At 41.3% G+C, this 20,122-nt stretch carries 18 protein-coding genes; 8 read left to right on the plus strand and 10 right to left on the minus strand.

Annotation, left to right across the window (positions count from 1 at the left end; translation table 11 throughout):
- Nucleotides 1-15 precede the first annotated feature (15 nt).
- From B3E00_RS01440 to B3E00_RS01465, 6 genes are all read left to right on the plus strand, one after another.
- Complete coding sequence (locus B3E00_RS01440) at nt 16-1,191, plus strand: acetyl-CoA C-acyltransferase (RefSeq protein WP_209578104.1); 1,176 nt, start codon at nt 16-18, stop codon at nt 1,189-1,191.
- A 137-nt stretch (nt 1,192-1,328) separates the two neighbouring features.
- Entirely contained in the window at nt 1,329-3,110 is a 1,782-nt protein-coding gene (locus tag B3E00_RS01445) for an acyl-CoA dehydrogenase family protein (RefSeq protein ID WP_293936438.1), read from the plus strand.
- A 121-nt stretch (nt 3,111-3,231) separates the two neighbouring features.
- Entirely contained in the window at nt 3,232-4,488 is a 1,257-nt protein-coding gene (locus B3E00_RS01450; RefSeq protein ID WP_209578106.1) for a YeiH family protein, read from the plus strand.
- A 773-nt stretch (nt 4,489-5,261) separates the two neighbouring features.
- The gene (locus B3E00_RS01455) at nt 5,262-7,859 is read left to right on the plus strand and encodes a TonB-dependent receptor (protein ID WP_293936440.1); all 2,598 of its coding nucleotides are present in this window, start codon (nt 5,262-5,264) and stop codon (nt 7,857-7,859) included.
- 143 nt (nt 7,860-8,002) lie between these two features.
- The gene (locus B3E00_RS01460) at nt 8,003-8,551 is read left to right on the plus strand and encodes an RNA polymerase sigma factor (RefSeq protein WP_209578108.1); all 549 of its coding nucleotides are present in this window, start codon (nt 8,003-8,005) and stop codon (nt 8,549-8,551) included.
- Nucleotides 8,541-9,248: a hypothetical protein gene (locus B3E00_RS01465; protein WP_293936442.1), complete on the plus strand. Its 708-nt coding sequence runs from the start codon at nt 8,541-8,543 to the stop codon at nt 9,246-9,248. The genes B3E00_RS01460 and B3E00_RS01465 overlap by 11 nt, the downstream gene beginning before the upstream one ends.
- 70 nt (nt 9,249-9,318) lie before the next feature.
- Here B3E00_RS01465 and B3E00_RS01470 read toward each other — a convergent pair whose 3' ends face one another.
- The 7 genes from B3E00_RS01470 to B3E00_RS01500 form a co-directional block, all read right to left on the minus strand.
- Nucleotides 9,319-9,882 carry a nitroreductase family protein gene (locus B3E00_RS01470; protein WP_293884043.1) on the minus strand — a complete coding sequence of 188 codons (564 nt, stop codon included), beginning with the start codon at nt 9,880-9,882 and terminating at the stop codon, nt 9,319-9,321.
- A gap of 122 nt (nt 9,883-10,004) precedes the next feature.
- The gene (gene pepT, locus B3E00_RS01475) at nt 10,005-11,267 is read right to left on the minus strand and encodes a peptidase T (RefSeq protein ID WP_293936444.1); all 1,263 of its coding nucleotides are present in this window, start codon (nt 11,265-11,267) and stop codon (nt 10,005-10,007) included.
- A 114-nt stretch (nt 11,268-11,381) separates the two neighbouring features.
- A complete protein-coding gene (locus B3E00_RS01480; protein WP_293936445.1) occupies nt 11,382-12,206 on the minus strand; it encodes a DUF4197 domain-containing protein in 825 nt (274 codons plus the stop codon).
- A 234-nt stretch (nt 12,207-12,440) separates the two neighbouring features.
- A complete protein-coding gene (locus B3E00_RS01485; RefSeq protein ID WP_209578113.1) occupies nt 12,441-13,277 on the minus strand; it encodes an endonuclease/exonuclease/phosphatase family protein in 837 nt (278 codons plus the stop codon).
- 100 nt (nt 13,278-13,377) lie between these two features.
- Nucleotides 13,378-14,145, minus strand: a complete 768-nt coding sequence (locus tag B3E00_RS01490; protein WP_293936449.1) for a glycerophosphodiester phosphodiesterase — start codon at nt 14,143-14,145, stop codon at nt 13,378-13,380.
- Between the two features lie 253 nt (nt 14,146-14,398).
- Nucleotides 14,399-15,046 carry an HD domain-containing protein gene (locus tag B3E00_RS01495; RefSeq protein WP_209578115.1) on the minus strand — a complete coding sequence of 216 codons (648 nt, stop codon included), beginning with the start codon at nt 15,044-15,046 and terminating at the stop codon, nt 14,399-14,401.
- Nucleotides 15,039-16,220, minus strand: a complete 1,182-nt coding sequence (locus B3E00_RS01500) for a THUMP domain-containing class I SAM-dependent RNA methyltransferase (RefSeq protein WP_209578269.1) — start codon at nt 16,218-16,220, stop codon at nt 15,039-15,041. The genes B3E00_RS01495 and B3E00_RS01500 overlap by 8 nt, the downstream gene beginning before the upstream one ends.
- Nucleotides 16,221-16,297: 77 nt before the next feature.
- Here B3E00_RS01500 and B3E00_RS01505 point away from each other — a divergent pair, with 77 nt between their 5' ends.
- The gene (locus B3E00_RS01505) at nt 16,298-16,672 is read left to right on the plus strand and encodes a DUF3127 domain-containing protein (protein ID WP_070570272.1); all 375 of its coding nucleotides are present in this window, start codon (nt 16,298-16,300) and stop codon (nt 16,670-16,672) included.
- 192 nt (nt 16,673-16,864) lie between these two features.
- Nucleotides 16,865-17,329, plus strand: coding sequence for a copper resistance protein NlpE (locus B3E00_RS01510; protein WP_293936452.1), 465 nt, complete (start codon nt 16,865-16,867; stop codon nt 17,327-17,329).
- Between the two features lie 21 nt (nt 17,330-17,350).
- Here B3E00_RS01510 and B3E00_RS01515 read toward each other — a convergent pair whose 3' ends face one another.
- The 3 genes from B3E00_RS01515 to B3E00_RS01525 form a co-directional block, all read right to left on the minus strand.
- Nucleotides 17,351-18,352 carry an acyltransferase gene (locus B3E00_RS01515; protein WP_293884028.1) on the minus strand — a complete coding sequence of 334 codons (1,002 nt, stop codon included), beginning with the start codon at nt 18,350-18,352 and terminating at the stop codon, nt 17,351-17,353.
- Nucleotides 18,353-18,371: 19 nt separating this feature from the next.
- The gene (locus B3E00_RS01520; protein WP_293884026.1) at nt 18,372-19,523 is read right to left on the minus strand and encodes an MFS transporter; all 1,152 of its coding nucleotides are present in this window, start codon (nt 19,521-19,523) and stop codon (nt 18,372-18,374) included.
- 63 nt (nt 19,524-19,586) lie between these two features.
- Complete coding sequence (locus tag B3E00_RS01525; protein WP_209578119.1) at nt 19,587-20,120, minus strand: fumarate hydratase; 534 nt, start codon at nt 20,118-20,120, stop codon at nt 19,587-19,589.
- Between the last annotated feature and the right edge of the window lie 2 nt (nt 20,121-20,122).

Raw genomic sequence — 20,122 nt, forward strand, 5'->3', positions numbered from 1 at the left:
AAAAAAATAAAAATAATGGAAGCATATATAGTAGCAGGATTTCGTACAGCAGTAGGTAAAGCGCCGCGAGGAGTATTTCGCTTTATGCGGGCGGATGATTTAGCATCGGATGTGATTAAGCATCTCGTATCTACTGTGCCGAATTTAAATAAAGAAGATATAGATGATGTTATCGTTGGAAATGCAATGCCAGAGGCTGAACAGGGGCTCAATATGGCACGTTTTATTTCCTTAATGGGATTGGATACCGATAAGGTGCCCGGAGTGACTGTCAATCGATACTGCGCATCTGGGTTGGAAACTATTGCCACAGCGGTAGCGAAAATTAAGACAGGTATGGCAGATGTCATTATTGCCGGCGGGGTAGAAGTCATGTCCGGAATGCCTTTTGGCGGCTGGAAAATTGTGCCCAATCCTGTGGTCGCCAAAGATCATCCCGACTGGTACTGGGGTATGGGGTTGACAGCTGAAGCGGTCGCTAAAGACTACAAGGTTTCCCGTGAAGACCAGGATGCATTCGCACTTAAATCAAACCAAAAGGCAGTTGCGGCTATTCAAAACGGCCATTTGAAAGATGGTATCGTGCCTATCACTGTAAAAGAAAATTATTTAAAGGACGGCAAAATTGCAACACGTGAATATGTGGTCGATACCGATGAAGGCCCTCGCGCTGATACCTCCTTGGAGGCTCTGGGAAAGTTAAAACCAGTTTTTGCTGCAAATGGTTCGGTGACTGCAGGTAATTCCTCACAAACATCTGACGGCGCGGCATTTGTCTTAGTGATGTCCGAAGCTAAAGTGAAAGAGCTTGGCGTGAAGCCTATTGCAAAGCTCATTAGTTTTGCTGTGGCAGGCGTTCCACCTCGCATTATGGGGATTGGACCCATTTATGCAATACCTAAGGCTTTGCATAGAGCGGGGCTTAAAAAAGAAGATATTGATCTCTTTGAGCTGAATGAAGCTTTTGCGTCTCAGTCGCTAGCCGTTATCCGTGAACTTGGGTTAGACGAAGAAAAGGTGAATGTCAATGGCGGTGCTATCGCTTTAGGTCACCCACTTGGCTGTACGGGAGCTAAATTAACAGTCCAAATTTTAAACGAGTTGAAACGCAGAGGCAAAAAGTACGGGATGGTGACGATGTGCGTGGGAACTGGTCAGGGAGCAGCAGGTATTTTTGAGTTATTGGACTAAAATTAGCCGCATAGAATAGCACTGTAAACAGCATATGGATTTCTGATCTCATAGCTAATAGAAGTATTTTAAAAAACATGGTGGACAGCAACATCACTTAGCTGCAATTTGCGCGTCCATATAAATCTAAAAAGACAATGAGCGAAAATAAAGCAATTAAAGGCGGAGAGTTCGTGATTAGAGAGACTCCCTACACCGCAGTTTTTATTCCAGAAGAGTTTGATGAAGAAGCTAAAATGATTCGTCAGACCTGCTTAGATTTCTTGGATACAGAAGTATTGAATAAGCTTGACCGTATCGATGCGCAAGAGGAAGGTCTGATGCCCAGTTTGATGGATAAGGCCGGTGAACTTGGCATGCTGGGCGTTTCTATTCCCGAAGAATATGGCGGTTTTGGCAAGAGTTTCAACACTTCAATGCTCGTTGCCGATGCAGTAGGTGGTGGGTTTTCCTTTGCGGTCGCGCTGTCAGCCCATACAGGAATAGGTACCCTGCCTATTTTGTATTATGGCAATGATAGTCAAAAGGCAAAATATATTCCTAAACTTGCTACTGGTGAATGGAAAGCGTCGTATTGTTTGACAGAACCCAACGCTGGATCGGACGCAAACTCGGGACGTACCTCGGCAAAATTAAATGCTGAGGGAACCCATTATTTGATCAATGGTCAAAAAATGTGGATTACGAATGGTGGTTTTGCAGATATTTTTATCGTATTTGCAAAAATCGATAATGATAAAAACTTGACGGCATTTATTGTCGAGAAAGATTTTGGCCGTATTACGATGAATCCGGAAGAACATAAATTGGGTATTAAAGGATCTTCAACACGCCAGATCTTTTTTAATGATTGTGCTGTTCCGGTAGAAAATATGCTTTCTGATCGTGAGAACGGATTTAAGATTGCTGTAAACATCCTAAATATTGGTCGTATAAAACTTGGAGCCGCTACGATCGGTTCGGCACGGATGGTCATCAACCATGCCGTACAGTATGCCAATGAACGTGTGCAATTTAATTTGCCGATTTCCAAATTCGGTGCTATCCGATATAAGCTGGCCGAAATGGCAACACGTTTATTTGCCGTCGAGTCGGCATCCTATCGCGCAGGTCAGAATATTGACGACGCCTACGATGCGCTGATTGCGGGTGGTATGGATGAAGCAAAAGCAAAATTGAAGTCTGTGGAGCAGTTTGCGATCGAGTGCGCTATTATCAAAGTGTGGTGTTCAGAAATGTTGGATTATGTGGTGGATGAGGGCGTACAGATTTATGGTGGAATGGGCTATTCGGCGGATGCACCTATGGAACGTGCTTATCGGGATTCACGGATCAACAGGATTTTTGAAGGCACCAACGAAGTGAATCGTTTGCTCGTCGTAGACATGTTGTTAAAACGCGCCATGAAAGGGGAATTAGACCTGATGGGGCCTGCGCAAGCTGTAGCCGGTGAGCTTTTAGCTATTCCCGACTTTGCAGATGAGGATGACGCACCTTTTGCAGCAGAAAAGAAAATTGTGGCAAATCTTAAAAAGGCGGGATTATTAATTGCAGGAGCTGCTGTACAGAAATTGATGATGTCGCTTTCCAAAGAAGAGGAGATTCTAATGAACATAGCCGATATTATTGGATATGTTTATATCACCGAATCTGTTTTGTTACGTGCGGAAAAATTGGTACATACAGGATCTGATAAAGCTGATTACGCAACAGATATGGCTAAAATCTACCTGTATGGTGCGATAGATAAAGTCAGCGCTGCTGGCAAAGAAGCATTGTATTCATTTGGTGAGGGCGACGAGCTGAACATGATGTTGGTTGGTTTGCGCAGATTCACTAAAGCCCAACCGTTCAATGTGAAAGATGCCCGTCAGCGAATTGCAAAAAAATTGATAGACGAGAATAAGTATTGTTTTTGATTGAAAATAAATTATTGGTTTTGGTTGATGGCCGAAGATTTCTCTTCGGCCATTTTTGTGTTACAATTCCAGAAGTAACTGTAATTATATTAAATTTAACCTTTTAAACCCTAACCATTATATGACATCTTCAAGATCATTTACATTTACAGAAGACTGGGTAGTCGTCATCTTGGGAATTGCTACCATCCTTCTTGCATTATCAGGAGTCGTGGCACCAGTACCTAGTTTTTCGTGGAATAATTCGGCCGAACTCGTATCAACTGTATTGGACCCGGCAAATTTAATGAAGCTATTTGAGCAATTTATTTACGTATTCGTAACCGCACTATTGGGCGCATTTCTTTTGGGAAAATCTATAAAATATTTATTAGTTGTATTTCCTGTTGTATTTTTCCTTACGGTATTTGCCTTGGTTTTGGCAGGCAATGCAACGGTTAAAGAATATAATCTCGAAGCTGTAATTTTTAGTTTGATTATTGGGTTAATTATCAGCAATTGCTTTAAACTGCCTAAGTGGTTTAAAGAAGCGCTCAGTACGGAGCTTTATGTCAAGATCGGTCTAATTCTACTTGGAACCACCGTTATCTTCGGAGATATTCTCAAAGCCGGATCCTTGGGGCTTATTCAAGCGCTGGCTGTCGTACTGTCGGTTTGGTACTTCGCTTTCTGGATCTGCAAAAAGTTAAAGATTGATAAAGAGATGGCGTTGATGTTGTCGAGTGCAGTATCTATTTGTGGTGTCTCTGCTGCAATAGCAACTTCAGGCGCGATCAAAGGCGATAGTAAAAAACTTTCCTATGTGATTTCGTTGGTCCTGATTACGGCTATTCCAATGATGATCTTCATGCCTTACATGGCAGAGTGGATGGGCTTGTCGCAAGAGGTTACAGGTGCTTGGCTTGGTGGTAGTATTGATACAACGGGAGCTGTAGTGGCTTCCGGGTCGCTCGTAGGTGAAAGAGCTTTGGAGATTAGTACTATTGTGAAATTTTCACAAAATGTATTGCTTGGACTAGCAGCTTTTGCGATCAGTATTTATTGGACTTATGCTAAATCTGTTGATGATGAGACCAAACGCGATAAACCGACATTGAAAATTATCTGGGAACGCTTCCCAAAATTTGTATTGGGCTTTGTATTAGCCTCCCTGTTATTCTCTTTTATTGTATCTCCTGAGAAGATAGATGCGGTCAAAGGAAGTTTGAAAAACTTACAGGGGCTTTGGTTTACCTTAGCATTTACATCAATCGGTTTGGAAACGAATTTTAAGGACCTTTTTGTACAAGATAATAAGAAGCCGTTGTATGCTTTTCTGATTGCTCAGACTTTTAATGTTATTATTACTTTATTGATTGCACTGGTGTTATTTCGCTAAGAAGGAAAGTGTTTCAAAGTGAAACAGATCGTTATAATATGACTGTAAAGATGGTCGTCCAAATAGGATGGCCTTTTTTATGCGTTTTCATAACGAGGCTATGCGTGGCATTTTTTTCTGGCTCATAGTACAGATCATTGTTTTTTATAAAAACGCTTTGCTTCTCGATTTTCGCTGGATTGTTAGCGTATAGGATTGTTGCCACCCTGATTTTTTATGCTGAGTGGACGATGAATAACCTTTTGTTTTCTATAAATGACTGTTAATTAATGGGTAATGTGTCTTTGAAAAAAAATATTATAAAATCTATCAAATTAGTAGTCTTTTAAAAAATATTTATATATTTGTATCGTCATCTGACTTACAGGCAAGTAGAGCAGGGGGCGAAATGAACTAACTTGATTATGAATCGAACTAGCAATAGCATTTGATCTTATAAAAGAGAATATGTGTTCATAGCTTTTTAAAATTACAACATAAATATGCACATGCAACTGATGCGTGAATGGCAAGGTAAATAAAAGAAAATAACAAATAAAACGAATGAAACAAGATTACTCCGCAAAAACAAGTGTATTGCTTTTTCCAGTTGAAGCAGGTATAATGACCTTAAAAAGCGCTAAGGAACGAATGTGTTGTTAAAATTTCTCTCTTACACTCTCTTATATTAGAAAAGGGAAGCCGAGGCTTCCCTTTTACCAAGTTTTAACAATGAAGCAAGTATCGATTGGCGTTGGCACTTGTTTAGATTCACCATTAAACTGAATAAATTTATGAAAAAAAATGCTATTTTCCGAATTAGCGTCATTTTTAGCTTGCTTTTGACAGGCTCTTACCAAGTCTACGCGCAAGTGGAAAATCCAAAACCTATTATAAATGCCTCTTTAACAGGTACTGTAATTGATGCCGTCACAAAAGAACCATTGCAAGGTGTTACGGTGCAACTTGAGGCTGTTACACACCAGGTGAAAACGGACAGTAAAGGAGTTTTTCAGTTTGTAACTGGACAAAAATTACCTTTTTCATTAATTGTATCTATTGTTGGGTATCAAACCCGTCATATTGTTATTGATCAATCTCCTGCAATAATCGAGCTTACGCCGCGGTTGGAAGCCTTGGATCAGGTGGTGGTCACAGCACGCCGTCGTAAAGAGCAGCTACAGGATGTGCCTATTCCCATTTCTATTATTCGTGGAGCAGCACTCGAAGATGCAGGTGCCTTTAATGTCAATAGACTAAAAGAGCTTGTACCTACAGTTCAGTTGTATGCATCGAACGCACGTAATACGACGCTTAATATCCGAGGAATGGGCTCAACTTATGGTCTCACCAATGATGGGATTGATCCGGGAGTAGGGTTTTATCTTGATGGTGTTTATATTGCACGTCCCGCAGCGACTTGGTTGGACTTTATTGACATTGACCAAATCGAAGTACTGCGGGGCCCCCAGGGTACATTGTTTGGAAAAAATACAACAGCAGGAGCATTCAATATCACTTCACGTTTACCACAATTTACACCAGAAGCCAATGTGGAAGTGAGTTACGGAAATCAGGGTTTTATTCAGGCGAAAACTTCCATATCCGGACCTCTGGCCAAAAACTTAGCTGCGAGAGTTTCCTTTTCTGGAACACAGCGTGATGGCAATCTTTTTAATGTACACACCAATAGAAAGATTAACGATATCAACAACCTGGGTTTTAGAGGACAATTGCTCTTTACTCCATCTGAAAATATCAAACTGGTGCTTTCCGGTGATGTGTCGTCGCAAAGACCTGACGGTTATGGATGGGCCGTTGCGGGAGTGGTAAAAACACAGCGTGCAGATTATAGACAATTTGATGCAATTATCAAGGATCTTGGTTACGAACTCCCATATCAAAGCGCTTTCGAACGTAAGATTGACCTGGATACTCAGTCCAAAGCGGATAATAAATTGGGAGGAGTTGCATTGAACGCCGATATCAAGATTGGCGGGGGAACACTAACCTCAACTTCTGCCTGGCGGACATGGACATGGGTGCCGCTGAATGACCGCGATTACTTAGGGCTCCCTGTATATACAGTTTCAGCGGGTAATTCGGTCCATAACCAATGGTCACAGGAATTCAGGTATTCTGGAAAGATTAGTGAAAAGGTTAGCGGCGTTGTTGGGCTATTTGGTCTTTGGCAGGATCTTGGCACAGATCCCGTACATACCGAAGAAACAGGATCTGCGTTTTGGCGTTTTCAAAAAAGCTCTACGAGTGCACTGTGGCAGACTCCCGGCTTATTCGACAATTTTGGAATCAAGACCGTTTATGGAATTAAGAGCACAAGCCTGGCAGCCTATACACAGATTGATTGGGCTGTAACCCCAAAATTACACATCCTCCCAGGTCTTCGCTACAACTATGATAAAAAGGTAGCTAACTACGATAGACAAACCTATGGTGGCTTGCAAACATCAGACCCGGCATTGCTTGCGTTGAAGAACGGTGTATATGCCAATCAAACTTTTGATGTCAATGCCGATGCCGACAATTTCTCTGGTCAGCTCTCAACAAGATACCGCTTCAATCCGAAGATAAATGCTTACGCTACATATTCCATCAGCTATAAGCCTGTCGGTATCAACGTCGGTGGATTACCGACAGCCAATGGAGCAGTGTTGCTGGATCTGGCCGAAGTAAAACCTGAGGCTGTCCAGCATAAAGAAATTGGTGTGAAAACAAATCCGACACGCAACTCACTGCTCAACCTGACGGTCTATCAAACGGATATAAAAGACTACCAGACCCAAGTGCAGACGCCCGAACCGGGTGTGAACCGTGGTTATCTGGCCAATGCCGAAAAGGTGCGTGTAAAGGGTGTTGAATTGGATGGAAATATCAATATTGGACATTTTCTCCGACTGAATGGAGCATTGGCTTATACGGATGCCAAATACGTCAAATTTACCAATGCACCTGTCCCTTTAGAAGAGGTTGGCGGAGCGCAGGCTTTTAAAGATATCTCTGGCGGCGTCCTTCCTGGTGTTTCCAAATGGTCTTGGTCGCTGGGTGGTGAAGCGAATAAAAGCGGTAAACTGATCGGAATTAATGGATCTTACTTTGTGGGCGCAGACCTCTTTCACCGTTCTAAATTTTCGTCCAGTTCTTCACCATCCCAATACCTAAATATTGATGCCTATTCGGTCTTGAACGCCAGGCTAGGATTCAGGGGATCGAACGGTATTTCGGTGTTTGTGTGGAGTAGAAATCTAACGAATAAAGATTACTATGAACAGCTGCTAGCGGCCCCGGGAAGTTATGGGCAGTACGCCGGAGTGGTCGCCGATCCACGAACCTATGGCGTCACGCTCCGATACAATTGGAAGCAGGGGAATTAAGTCCGTAATTCATATATATTTTTATCGACCGTCTCCATTTCATCATGGGGACGGTTTTTTGTTTTTGGGACAATATATATTTGCATCTTTTTTATATATGGAAATTTGTATCTTAAATCATCATTAAGGGGAATGATTTGCGTATGAACGAAAAAGAGCTTTTACAACACTATAAAACAAGCGGTGACTTGTCTACATTGGGGAAATTATATTCACCCTATATGTCTTTGCTTTATGGTGTATGCTTTAAATACCTGCAAGATCCTGATCGCAGTCAGGATGCTGTGATGCAGATATTTGAAGAGCTTATCCAGAAGCTTCGCCACTATGAAGTCGATAATTTTAAGAGCTGGCTGCACGTTTACAGTAAAAATTATTGCTTGATGCAGTTGCGTAAAGATAAGCGGACAACGCAGGTTGATATTGAAGACAATTTGTTTGAAAGCGAACAAAAGCTAAATGATACCAGTGAAACCAAATGGGAAGAAAAGGATTTTGAGAAACTGGAAGGCTGTATGCGAACTTTAAATCGCGAACAACAAGAGTGTGTACGCTTGTTTTATCTCGAGCAAAAATGTTATAAAGATATCGCAGATGTGACTGGATATGATTTGAATAAGGTCAAAAGTGCTATTCAAAACGGAAAGCGCAATCTGAAAATCTGTATGGAAAGGAAAGAAAATGGAAAATAATTATCAATTATCACGGATCCACAATTACATCCATGGTTTGATGAGTAAGGAGGAAATGTTTCAATTGGAACGAGAAGCATTGGAGGATCCTTTTTTACAGGATGCTATCGACGGTTACCGATTGCAAAATGGAGTAGATACGCGGCAATTGAGCCTGCTGCAACAACGTCTCACTCGTAGAGTGGAAGATACCGTTGCGACACGGCACGCCCAATATTTCACGTGGCAGCGTTTGGCCATAGGTGCTACCGCAGGCGTACTGTTTGTGACTTTATTGGCCCTGCTATATTTTAAACATTTTAATGGTAAAGCGGAGCGTACAACAGATGTGGAATTAAGTGAACCAGAGAACAAGGTGTCTGTTCAACCTTTGCTGGACGGGGGGGACGCAACACCGCGCGAAGGCTGGAAAATGTTTGAACAGTACCTCAATCAGAAATCAGGAGCTCCGGCAACAGGCGGAGAAATTACTGTCAATTTTATAATCGACAAGAATGGTGTTCCAATCGATATTCGTGCCGAGGGACAACCGGAGTCGTCACTCCTCGATGAAGCGATTCGACTGCTGCAGAAGGGACCAAAATGGCAGGGAACAAAAGGTCGGCTGAAGATCGTTTTCCCTGTCAAAGATGAAAAAAATCAAGCGCAAGCAAATGTGATTAAACCACCCCATTGTTTTGGAATTGAAAAGAAATAGAGATCGATGTTTTAAATAACAGCCCATTTTGTAAGAAATGGGCTGTTATTGTATAGGAGAGGAATACAGTTTATTCTTCCCAGCGAATTTTTTCCTCAATTGGTGTACGGTTCGGTTCACGTGGCTCAGATTGATGATGCCCTAAATAGAATAGACCGATACATTTTTGATTTTCTTCGAGATTTAAGAATCCACCCAAGTGATTGATTAAACCTGGGGTTGCCCAGTATCCGCCGATATTTAGCGAGTGCGCAGCTAACCACATGTTTTCAACTGCAGCAGCGGTACAGGCCAGCTCTTCCCATTCAGGAACTTCTCCCGTATAGTTGACAACAATCGCAATTGCAACGTTTGACTGGGTTGCTTTTTTACCCATGGTTATTTCTGTTGCCTCCGTATATTTCTCCGCTGGTGTTACCGATTTGTAAATGCGTGACAATTCAGCGCCTAAACGTTCTAACCCTTCTTTACGGAAGATCACAAAACGCCAAGGTTGTGTTCTTTTATGAGTTGGAGCTGCGTTAGCTGCTTCCAAAATATTCAAGATATCTTCTTTACTGACTTCTTCTTCTGTAAATGAAGCTTGAAATACGGATCTTCTGTAATGTATCGCTTGTAATACGTCGTTTTTCATTGTTAATTATTTATGCGTGTCTACTTTTTAACTGTATAAATGAACCCGTTGCACTCGGCTATTTGCTCATGAATTGGTATTGCTTTTAGGCATCGCAATGCCTTTGGTAGGATGAAGTCCAACTATGCTTTCTCTTCCCATAAAGATACAACATGTAAAATTGTTTTGACCGCTTTTTCCATATCCTGTACCGATACCCACTCTTGTTTTCCATGGAAAGCATGGCCTCCCGCAAAAATATTCGGACAAGGTAAGCCCATAAATGAAAGGCGCGAGCCATCTGTTCCGCCACGGATACTTCTCCTTTCGGCTACCATTCCTGCGCGGTTGATCGCCTCCATGCCGATTTCCATAATTTGTGGATGCTGATCCAGCACTTCTTTCATATTACGGTATTGTTCTTTTACAGCGAAAGTATACGTACAATTTGGATATTTCTCCACGATCGATTTTGCAATTTCCTCCAGTTCGTCTTCGTGCTTCTTGAGATTGGCGGTCACATGATCGCGTATGATAAATTGAATTTCTGCTTTTTCTACCGAACCGCTGATATGAACAGGATGTACAAAGCCGTCTTTTTTACTGGTACTTTCAGGGGAAAGTCTATCTTTCGGTAAGGCATCAATTACAGCACTGGCGATTTTGATAGCACTTTGCATCTTCCCTTTAGCAAATCCCGGGTGTACAGATACACCATGAATGGTCAAGGTAGCGCCATCAGCTGAAAATGTCTCATCCTCAATCGTTCCCGCTCGCTCACCATCCATTGTATAGGCAAAATCCGCTGCTAAACGTTTTAGATCGGCTTTATCTACGCCTCTGCCAATCTCCTCATCTGGCGTAAAAAGTATTTTGATATCGCCATGTTTAATTTCAGGATGTTTCATCAATAAACGGGCGGCATCCATGATTTCGGCCACACCAGCTTTGTCATCAGCTCCCAGCAAAGTGGTGCCGCTTGCAGTAATGATATCATTGCCAATTTGATTGGCCAAGTCTGGATGCTCCGCATATTTGATGATAACACTACTGTCGTCAGGAAGTACCAAGTCTTGCCCCTGATAGTTCTTGTGTAACAAAGGTTTAACATCTTTCCCCGAAGAGTCCGGAGAAGTATCCATATGAGAACAAAAGCAGATAACAGGAACTTTCTTGGAACTATTCGCTGGAATGGTTGCATAGATGTAGCCATTTTCGTCCATAGCAGCGTCTGAAATGCCTAATGCTAACAACTCCGTTACCAGTAACTCGCCAAGGTTTTTTTGCTTTTCCGTAGAAGGGCATGTTGGTGAATTTGCATCAGACTGGGTGTCAATCTGTACATAGCGTTGAAATCTTTCGGACACCGAAAAATCATGTATGTTATTGATCTCAAATGTGCTCATTTTCTAATAGCCTTAATGTGATAAGGGTGGTCAAACTTAGATAAATTGCTTTTTATTTGCAATTTAATTGTGTTGCATTACAAACAAATTGTCCTTTATTAAACACATATGACGCTATTTAAATTTTTTCTCGTCGGCATACCCGAATACCTGCTGTAAAATATTGGTATTTCTACTGCCACCGATATTATGTCTAATTTTTGATTCTTGGTCAGCGACTTTGATAAATAAACCATCTATAGCCTTTTGGGTAACGTATGCCGTAAGATTTGTTTCCACTTTATTGCCTAAAGGGAGGTTATTGTAAGCTGTTGTCAATTGCGTCCAGTACTGATCCACATTGTTTGTACCCATGGCAGATTTAATGACAGGACGAAACTTGTCTGTTAATTCAGTCGATGTATTTGTTTTAAAGAACGTTGTCGCAGCATCTTCTTTGCTGCCCAACAGGATATTCGTCGCATCTGTAATCGTCATCTTTGAAAGAGCGTTCACAAATACGGGGGCAGCTTCTTTAACAGCTCCCTCCGCCGCTCTGTTCATACTTTGTATAAATTGATCGCATAATTTCCCCATACCAACTGCACGCAATGTTTTTTCTACCTTTTGTGCTTCTGCAGGCATTAGAATTTTTACCGTTGCATCCCCTAAGAAACCATCTTTCTTGGCCAAAGATTCGATGCTCATATTTAAACCATTGCTTAGAGCCTGTTTAATTCCTGATGAAGCATCGCTATTGGATAAAGACGTCAAGGTATTGGATTTTGATGCTGTTGCTTTAGTATTTGATGCTGTGGTCGTTTTAGCACTGTCGGTTTGACCCTGATTTGCTTTTGCCAAAGCCTCCGTGATTTTCTTAAAAATCTGTCCTTCGCTTGTATTGGAATAAAGTAATGCTGAGACAAGTAGTGTACAATATAATAGTGGAAATTTCATCATGTTATTGTTTTGCTGCCAAAATTAGGTATATCGACTGTTAATATGTGTGAAAGTTTAAGCCAATTTCAGCCAACTCTGCAGATTGTCTAGAATCGTAGCAGATAGGCTACAGCGATGTGGAGAGATCGTACGGATGCCATAACTCCAAATCACTTTAATTGATACAATCCAAACGAAAACAGCAGGTCCTCATCGAACCTGCTGTTTCAGCGATCGGTTGTTGTTCACACAATATTATTTCCAGGAGAGTGTCGTTGCCACTGGGAAGTGATCTGAAGGAAATTTATTCATGTAAGTATCGGTGAGGATACCGTATTTTTTGACCTGAAAAGGTTTGGTGATAAAGATATGGTCAATGCGACCTGTTGGTGTGGTGCTTTTGCCCCAGCCATTGAAGGAGGAATTGGGTTCGTATTTGAATGGTGCCAATTCGTGTACGTCAGTGACGACTTTACTGTTCGCCAAGGTGAAATACGCCTCATCCTTTTCATCGACATTGAAGTCTCCAGTTAAAATCAACGGTAAATCTTTGGCAAACTCTTTTGCTTTTGCCAAAATCAATTTTGCACTTTCGGTACGTGCCGTACGGCCGATATGATCAAAGTGCGTGTTCATAAAGATAAAGCGCTTTTTGTTGGCCTTGTCTTCAAAAATACCCCAGGTGCAGATCCGCGGTAATGCTGCATCCCAGCCTTTATTCGGGTGTTCGGTATCGGTTGCTGAAAGCCAAAAAGTACCACTCTTTATAGCTTTAAAGCGATTTGAATTGTAGAAAATAGCTGAATGCTCACCTTCCTGAGCGCCATCGTCGCGTCCAACTCCCACGTAATCAAATCCAGGAAGCAGCTTTTTAAGATCTTGAACCTGATCAAAGAATCCCTCCTGAATACCAAAAATAGCGAAGCCGTGGTATTTGATCAGATTGGTTAACGGAACTTTACGGTCGTTCCACATGTTGTCCACATCGACAGTGTTTCTTTGGCGGATATTATAGCTGCCCGCAATAAATTCTTGGGCATGAGATAGAAAGGAAAGGCAGAGCGCTAAAAATAGAAAAAGACTTTTTTTCATGAATAGTTTCGTTTTTAAATGATGTTGATTTGTTTATGACCACGAAGTCGGCCTTCTATTTAATCGGCTGATTGTGGGCCATGACTATGTTAAAGCATTCTTATTTCTTTAATACACGGAGCAACATTTCAGGCTCGTCCGTTGTAATAAAATCAATATTCTGATTGATTAAATTGGTCATCTCCTCAGCAGTATTCACTGTCCATGCGTTCACTTTCATACCAAGTTGATGTGCATCTTTCAACCATGTGCCATTCTTTTTGAAAACTGAAAAGTGATAATCCAATCCATTTATTCCGGCAGCCTTTACCTCAGCCGGAGATTTGTCACCCGTAAGGTATTGGATATTGGCCTTTGGAGCCATCTCGTGAATCCTCTGACAAGCCTCAAAACTAAAAGAAATATAGTCAGTGACCTTCTCTGCTTTTAATTTTTTAACCATTTCCACCGTTTTTGTTGTCGCTTCAAGTGTACGCTCTAGGCCGAGCTTATTGGTTTTCAATTCAAGGATAAGACGCAAGCCTTTCAATTTTTTTCCAGCATGAAGATATTCTTCCAATGTAGGAATAGATTCGCCGTTAGGGTGCTTCTTTTCCAAGAGTTCTTTGTACGTTGCTGTAGCAATATCAATACCATAGAAATCATTGTCATGGTTGACAACCAGTATGTTGTCTTTGGTCAAATGCACATCAAACTCAGACCCAAAAAGCTTGAGATCGTGAGCCGCAGTTAAAGATGCAATTGAATTTTGGGGAAGGTGGCTGTTTTTCCATACGCCACGATGCGCAATGGCTTTTGTTTGTGCAAATAATGCCGAGGATGAGATCACCATGGCTAGCGTAAGGCAGCTAAAAATATGTTTTTTCATGCTATAATTATGTAGGAGTGTTTGTTTTAAACGGTATAAATTATCCGTTTCACTCGTTGATTTATTCCTGTTTTCGGACACTTAATCTGAAAGATTATGTTGTAAACCGCATAAGAGCACCACTGATCATATCATCATTTCTCGCGAATAATTTTTAAAGCTGACGTTATAGAAAGCAAAAAAGTGGTACTTTTTATCTCAATGTACAAGATCTAAAGTACCACTTTTATATTTAGTAATTGTTAAGTGTAATTTATTTTTTACCATTCCATTCGGCTATAAACTCATCAAGGAAGTTGAGCATATAATCATGGCGATGCGCTGCTATTTTTTTCGCAGCCTCTGTATTCATTTTATTCTTTAGCAACAACAGTTTTTCGTAGAAATGATTGATTGTAGGGGCCTCTGAATGTTTGTATGCTTCTTTATCCTTATATTCCTGCACAGGAATGTTAGGGTTATACATCTCACGTCCCTTGTTTCCGCCAAAGCTGAATGCGCGGGCAATACCAATTGCTCCGATGGCATCCAGACGATCAGCATCCTGCACGATCTCCATCTCTTTCGAATGGAATGACACTTCGCCTAAGCTTGCTTTGAAAGACATGTTGAAGATAATTTTTTTGACATGGTCAATGATCTCAGGCGAAATTTCTAGACTTGCCAAAAATTCTCCGGCAACACGAGGGCCTACAGTTTCGTCGCCATCATGAAACTTACTGTCAGCGATGTCATGTAATAGCGCGGCTAATTCGCAGACCATGACATCCGCCGTTTCATTTTCTAAAATTAACTTCGTATTGTTCCATACGCGTTGAATATGCGACCAATCGTGGCCTGCTTCTGCAAATTTCAATCGGTCTTGCACAAATGCTACTGTGCGCTCAATAATGTTATTCATACAATACTTTTGTTTTTTCGCGAGTACCCTCGTATAATTCGTATTCTAATAATCTACAATCTAATTTACCATTATAAAACTCTATCCTTCGGGATGCACGCAGCCCAATTTTCTTTGCCAAATCTGGATTCCCTGTAAATATATAGCCTCTATACCCTTTGCACTCCTGCTTCATGAAATCCCCCATACGCTTGTAGGTAATTTCCAGTTTGCTGTGCGTGCCTAGGCGTTCACCGTATTCAGGATTGAATAAAATAACGCCACCTTCCTCTTTAGGAACGTGTGTTTCGGCAAAATCGCATACTTCAAATGAAATTAATTGTTCCACGCCGGCAGTTCTGGCATTCATCTTGGAAACATTGATCGCCTCTTCCGAAATATCACTTGCAATAATTTGTGGGGCCGCCTTTTTATTGATTTGATCTTTAAGTAGTCTGCGCTCCTGGAAGAACACAGTTTCATCATAACCGATGAAATGCATAAAAGAGTAATTCATGCGCAGCAAACCCGGTTTCCTATTTGTTGCAATCAGAGCGGCTTCAATCGCTAAAGTTCCGGAACCGCACATCGGGTTTACAAATGGAGCATTGCCATCCCATTTGGATGCCATAATTGTTGAGGCTGCAAGAGCTTCCAGCATCGGAGCTTTTCCAGGAATCTTGCGATAACCATGTTTTGCTAGGGTCTCACCGGAAGTATCTATGAAAATTTCTGCGCGGTCATCTTTCCAATACAGGTGTACAACAGCCTTATTGTTGTCTGGACCTGAATTAGGACGCATGCCCTTTTTTTCCTTGATGCGGTCCACGATAGCATCTTTAACCTTTACGTTTGCAAATAAAGGAGTGCTGATTGTTTCATTGTCCACATTGGAGCTGACCGAGAAGTATCCATCAAATTGAATGAGTTCTTCCCAGGCAATTTGACTCAATTGTTCATAAAGCTCCGTGGGATTATTGGCTGTAAACTCTTTTAACGAATACAAAATCTGAGAGGCTGTACGTAGATTCAGATTCAGCTTGATCGTATCATTTATACTGACCTTTAATTCTACTCCTGTGGGAAATGCCCTGACAATGTCAAAACCTAACTCTTTAACTTCCTGCTGCAAATAAGGTGATAAGCGCTTATTGCACGTTATAATAACTTTATTGGGGGTGTTGAAAACTTCCATCATATTTTGTACAAAGTTAATTAAACTCTTCCTCAAAAATTGCTTAATTTTACGCTTTAATATTTATTTTTTTGATTATGGAAATTAGAGGAAAAGTACACGAGATAGGAGCGACACAACAAGTGACAGAATCATTCAAAAAACGCGATATGATTGTAGCTTATGCCGAAAACCCACAATTTGTTGAGTATATCCGTTTTGAAGCTACACAAGACAGAACGTCAATTTTTGATAACCTAGCGATTGGTGAAGAGGTAGAAGTATCTTTTAATCTTCGTGGTCGTCCTTGGACTAATAAAGATGGTGTAACAACTTATTTTAACTCATTGGTAGCATGGCGTGTAACAAAATTAGGTAATGCTGCTCCAGCACCTTCTTCCCCAGGTTACGCAGATATGCCTGCTCCTGTAGATTTAGCGGGTTCATCAGATGACGATGATCTACCATTCTAATCGGAATAGGATTTGTGCACTGCTCGCGGTAGCAAATAGATTATTTAAACTGTAAGCAATACAGTTATCTACAATAAAAAAGGCTTCCTCAAGAAGCCTTTTTTATAATACAGATAGCCCGATACCAACCGCTACTTTTCTTGGCGCTGAAATTGCTTGCTGTTGGATGTCTTAAATCAAAAAATAACAGCTATGAAATTACCCTTATTCTATTTTTGCTTAGCAGCGATTTCGCTAAGTGCATGCAATCAAACCTCAAAAAATAGTCAGCAAGCCGCTGCAGATTCTGCTGCCCACGAGACTGTTGCGGTGGATACTTTCCATACATCACGCAATTCACTCGATTGGCATGGTACTTACGAAGCTACTATTCCCTGTGCCGACTGTGAGGGAATCAAAACCAACATTACCTTAAAAAATAACAATACGTTCACTATTGTGAGTGAATATATAAATAAAAATACCAAGGTAGAGGACAGTGGCAAAGTCATGTGGCACGACAAAGGGGCCGTCGTTCATCTGACAGGGAAAGAAACCAATATGAAATTAAAAGTTGGGGAAAATAAGTTGATCGGGCTGGATCAGGAAGGTCATGAGATCGAAGGTCCCAACGCACATCTTTATGTATATAATAAGGTCGAAGGAGAAAAATTGTAAAGCAAAATTTCCTTGCTTGACTTATCCACTGACATATTTGCCATACGGGATTTTCCGTAGTAAATAGGTCAGCAGCGCACTTGCCAACAGCGTGCTCACTGTTGCAGTCGGTATTTTCCACAAAGTGGACAGTGGAAGCAAAGGATGGATGTAGTTGAGCAACAATATATGACATAAGTAAATACCAAAGCTGTGCCTATCAATAAATTCCCAGAATACATGGAGGTTTTCTGGGAGTTTAAGCCGTTGAACAAATACAAATAGAAAGCCTGCGCTCAAAGCGATATTTGGCGAAAGGTAATTGTAAAGTGTTGGATCAAATTCCCCTCGTGACACACTTAAATAATATGTTCCAGCAGTAGTCATCAAACAGCAGATCAGGAAAAATGTAGAACTCGGTAATTTTCCCATCTGGATGGGATAGTTGCGCAAGTAATGGCCTAAAACCAGATAACCCATATACCCCGAGAAAAAAGTTAGGTCAAAATTAGGCAGGTAGCTATTAAACCATTTATTCATGAAAAATAAGGAAGCAAACCAAAGTCCCAAAAAGATCTCGATTTCTTTTTTACTGCAGTTGCCTACAATTTTACGGATAAAAGGAACTGCCAGGTAGAGGCCAAGGATCATATATAGATACCATAGGTGGGCATTGGTTCCTGATTTTAAGCGAATTAACACAATGTTGATAACTTGTGGAAAACCGATGTAGTCAAAATCAATGTAACGAATGAAATAGTAGACCAGATAAACGATACTCCAAAAAAGAAAGGGCGGAACAATTTTTAACAGACGTTTTCGATAAAATTCGCCCGTGCTTTCGTCTTTCTGTAAAAGCAGGGCGCCTGAGATGATGACAAACAGCGGTACTGCAAAGCGCGAAAAGCTGTTAAGCCAATTGGCATATTTCCAATCGAATGACTGAAATTCATTACTATTCAGATAACCTGAAGAGGAATGAATCAAGATAACGAGCAATATCGCCACAATACGTAGTACACTGATATAACTGGTTCGCGCCATTTGATTTTGCTATTTTTTACTAGCGTTTATTGTCGTAGACTTTCAAATAAAGGAAGGTTAGGAGTGCTCCAATGGTCGCCATGCCCACGCCAACAAGTGACGGCGCATTATACGCCAAACCCAAGGTTATTGGAATTCCACCTAAAAATGCTCCCAAGGTATTTCCGAGGTTAAAGGCAGCCTGACCACCTGCTGCCGCCAACGTGGCGGCCTCTTTCGAAGCACGGATCAGCATGAGCTGGGTCGGTGAACCAATGGTAAACGACACTAATCCGGTGATAAATGCTAACGGGTAAGCTGTCCATTCCAAAGGCGATATAAAATAAACCATCACAAGGCAAAGCGCCATGGCTGAAAAGCTCGCGATAGCTGCTTTGGTTGGTGAAATGGTGTCGGCTAATTTACCACCAATAAGGTTTCCAAAAAACATACCAACGCCGATCAGAATCATAATTAGTGGTACGCGATCAGCAGCGATGCCCGATACATTGGTCACTAATGGGGCGATGTAACTGATCCAGGCAAAAAGACCACCGGTACCAATGGCGATGATTGCCATTAACAGCCAGGCAATTTTTTTATTGAAGAAGTTGAGTTGGCTAAAAATATTATTTCCTTTCGCGGCTTCAATTTTTGGCATCCAGACATAAATCGCGGCAAAAGTGATTAATCCCAGTATGCTGATGATCCCATAAGTCAAACGCCAGGAATAATGATGACCCAGGTAGGTGCCCAATGGTACGCCCGCTAAATTAGCAATCGTCATTCCCGTAAACATAATGGAGATAGCCTGCGCTTCTTTTCCTTTTGGAGCCAGTCTGGCCGCAACGACAGAACCGACACCAAAGAAAGCACCATGCGGAAGTCCAGCCATAAACCGGGAGAGACTGATCAAAAACTGTCCCGGTGCGATGCTAAAAAGGCCATTAAAGATAAAAAATAGCAGCATTAAAAACAGCAATACCTTCTTTGGAGGATATTTACCCGTAAATAGTACTAATGTAGGGGCACCGACAACAACACCTAGTGCATAGAGTGCAATCAGATGGGCGGCTGTAGGGATCTCGATATGAAGATCTTGGGCAATATCCGGCAAAATTCCCATCATCGTGAATTCGGTCATTCCGATGGCAAGTCCGCCAAATGCCAAAGAAATAATTCCTTTGTTCATTGTGTTTTAAGGTTGAGGTTGTACGATAATGGTACGAAGATAATAAATAGATTGTACTAAAAACTACTGATACCTTTTTTGAGGGACACAAGTAATATTTTTAGTTTTTCTTAAGATGATCTGACGTTGATCTAATCTGCTTTCCAGCACGACCGAATCAGCAGCATGGTATACGACTTTAAACCGGGGGATATACTGGCCGGAAAGATAGCAGCCAGAAATCTTCTGCTTGCCATTAGCTTTCGTGTAAATGCCATCCACAAGGATAGAGTCTCCGCGCAAAACATAGATCCCCTTTGCATGTTCCGTCCAGGAACCGTTTTTGTAACAGCTATCCGGGATTGTTTGTACTTTATTGTTGACATGCATGGTCGCATAAACAGAGTCGCAAGTGAACTTGAAATCGGTCAACGTATATTGCATCATCTGCTGCTGTCCTGGAATACTATCCTGAACCCACTCTCCCTGCAAAAAAGGGGCGCCCTCACTCTGCATATCCGAATTGAATTTACAGGCATTAGAAAAGAAAAACATACCTATGACAACAGCCAGTAGGTATGTTTTTCTTTTTATATTTTTAATTGAAATAAAAGTCACAG

The sequence above is a fragment of the Sphingobacterium sp. UBA5996 genome, assembly GCF_002429765.1.
Lineage (GTDB): Bacteria > Bacteroidota > Bacteroidia > Sphingobacteriales > Sphingobacteriaceae > Sphingobacterium.

Coding starts and splice junctions, on each gene's coding strand:
- B3E00_RS01500 (WP_209578269.1), bottom strand. CDS start 16,220: ATGGAAGTTTTCAACACCCCCAATAAAGTTATTATAACGTGCAATAAG.
- B3E00_RS01455 (WP_293936440.1), top strand. CDS start 5,262: ATGAAAAAAAATGCTATTTTCCGAATTAGCGTCATTTTTAGCTTGCTT.
- B3E00_RS01480 (WP_293936445.1), bottom strand. CDS start 12,206: ATGATGAAATTTCCACTATTATATTGTACACTACTTGTCTCAGCATTA.
- B3E00_RS01510 (WP_293936452.1), top strand. CDS start 16,865: ATGAAATTACCCTTATTCTATTTTTGCTTAGCAGCGATTTCGCTAAGT.
- B3E00_RS01440 (WP_209578104.1), top strand. CDS start 16: ATGGAAGCATATATAGTAGCAGGATTTCGTACAGCAGTAGGTAAAGCG.
- B3E00_RS01445 (WP_293936438.1), top strand. CDS start 1,329: ATGAGCGAAAATAAAGCAATTAAAGGCGGAGAGTTCGTGATTAGAGAG.
- pepT (WP_293936444.1), bottom strand. CDS start 11,267: ATGAGCACATTTGAGATCAATAACATACATGATTTTTCGGTGTCCGAA.
- B3E00_RS01485 (WP_209578113.1), bottom strand. CDS start 13,277: ATGAAAAAAAGTCTTTTTCTATTTTTAGCGCTCTGCCTTTCCTTTCTA.
- B3E00_RS01495 (WP_209578115.1), bottom strand. CDS start 15,046: ATGAATAACATTATTGAGCGCACAGTAGCATTTGTGCAAGACCGATTG.
- B3E00_RS01490 (WP_293936449.1), bottom strand. CDS start 14,145: ATGAAAAAACATATTTTTAGCTGCCTTACGCTAGCCATGGTGATCTCA.
- B3E00_RS01470 (WP_293884043.1), bottom strand. CDS start 9,882: ATGAAAAACGACGTATTACAAGCGATACATTACAGAAGATCCGTATTT.
- B3E00_RS01450 (WP_209578106.1), top strand. CDS start 3,232: ATGACATCTTCAAGATCATTTACATTTACAGAAGACTGGGTAGTCGTC.
- B3E00_RS01520 (WP_293884026.1), bottom strand. CDS start 19,523: ATGAACAAAGGAATTATTTCTTTGGCATTTGGCGGACTTGCCATCGGA.
- B3E00_RS01465 (WP_293936442.1), top strand. CDS start 8,541: ATGGAAAATAATTATCAATTATCACGGATCCACAATTACATCCATGGT.
- B3E00_RS01505 (WP_070570272.1), top strand. CDS start 16,298: ATGGAAATTAGAGGAAAAGTACACGAGATAGGAGCGACACAACAAGTG.
- B3E00_RS01515 (WP_293884028.1), bottom strand. CDS start 18,352: ATGGCGCGAACCAGTTATATCAGTGTACTACGTATTGTGGCGATATTG.
- B3E00_RS01460 (WP_209578108.1), top strand. CDS start 8,003: ATGAACGAAAAAGAGCTTTTACAACACTATAAAACAAGCGGTGACTTG.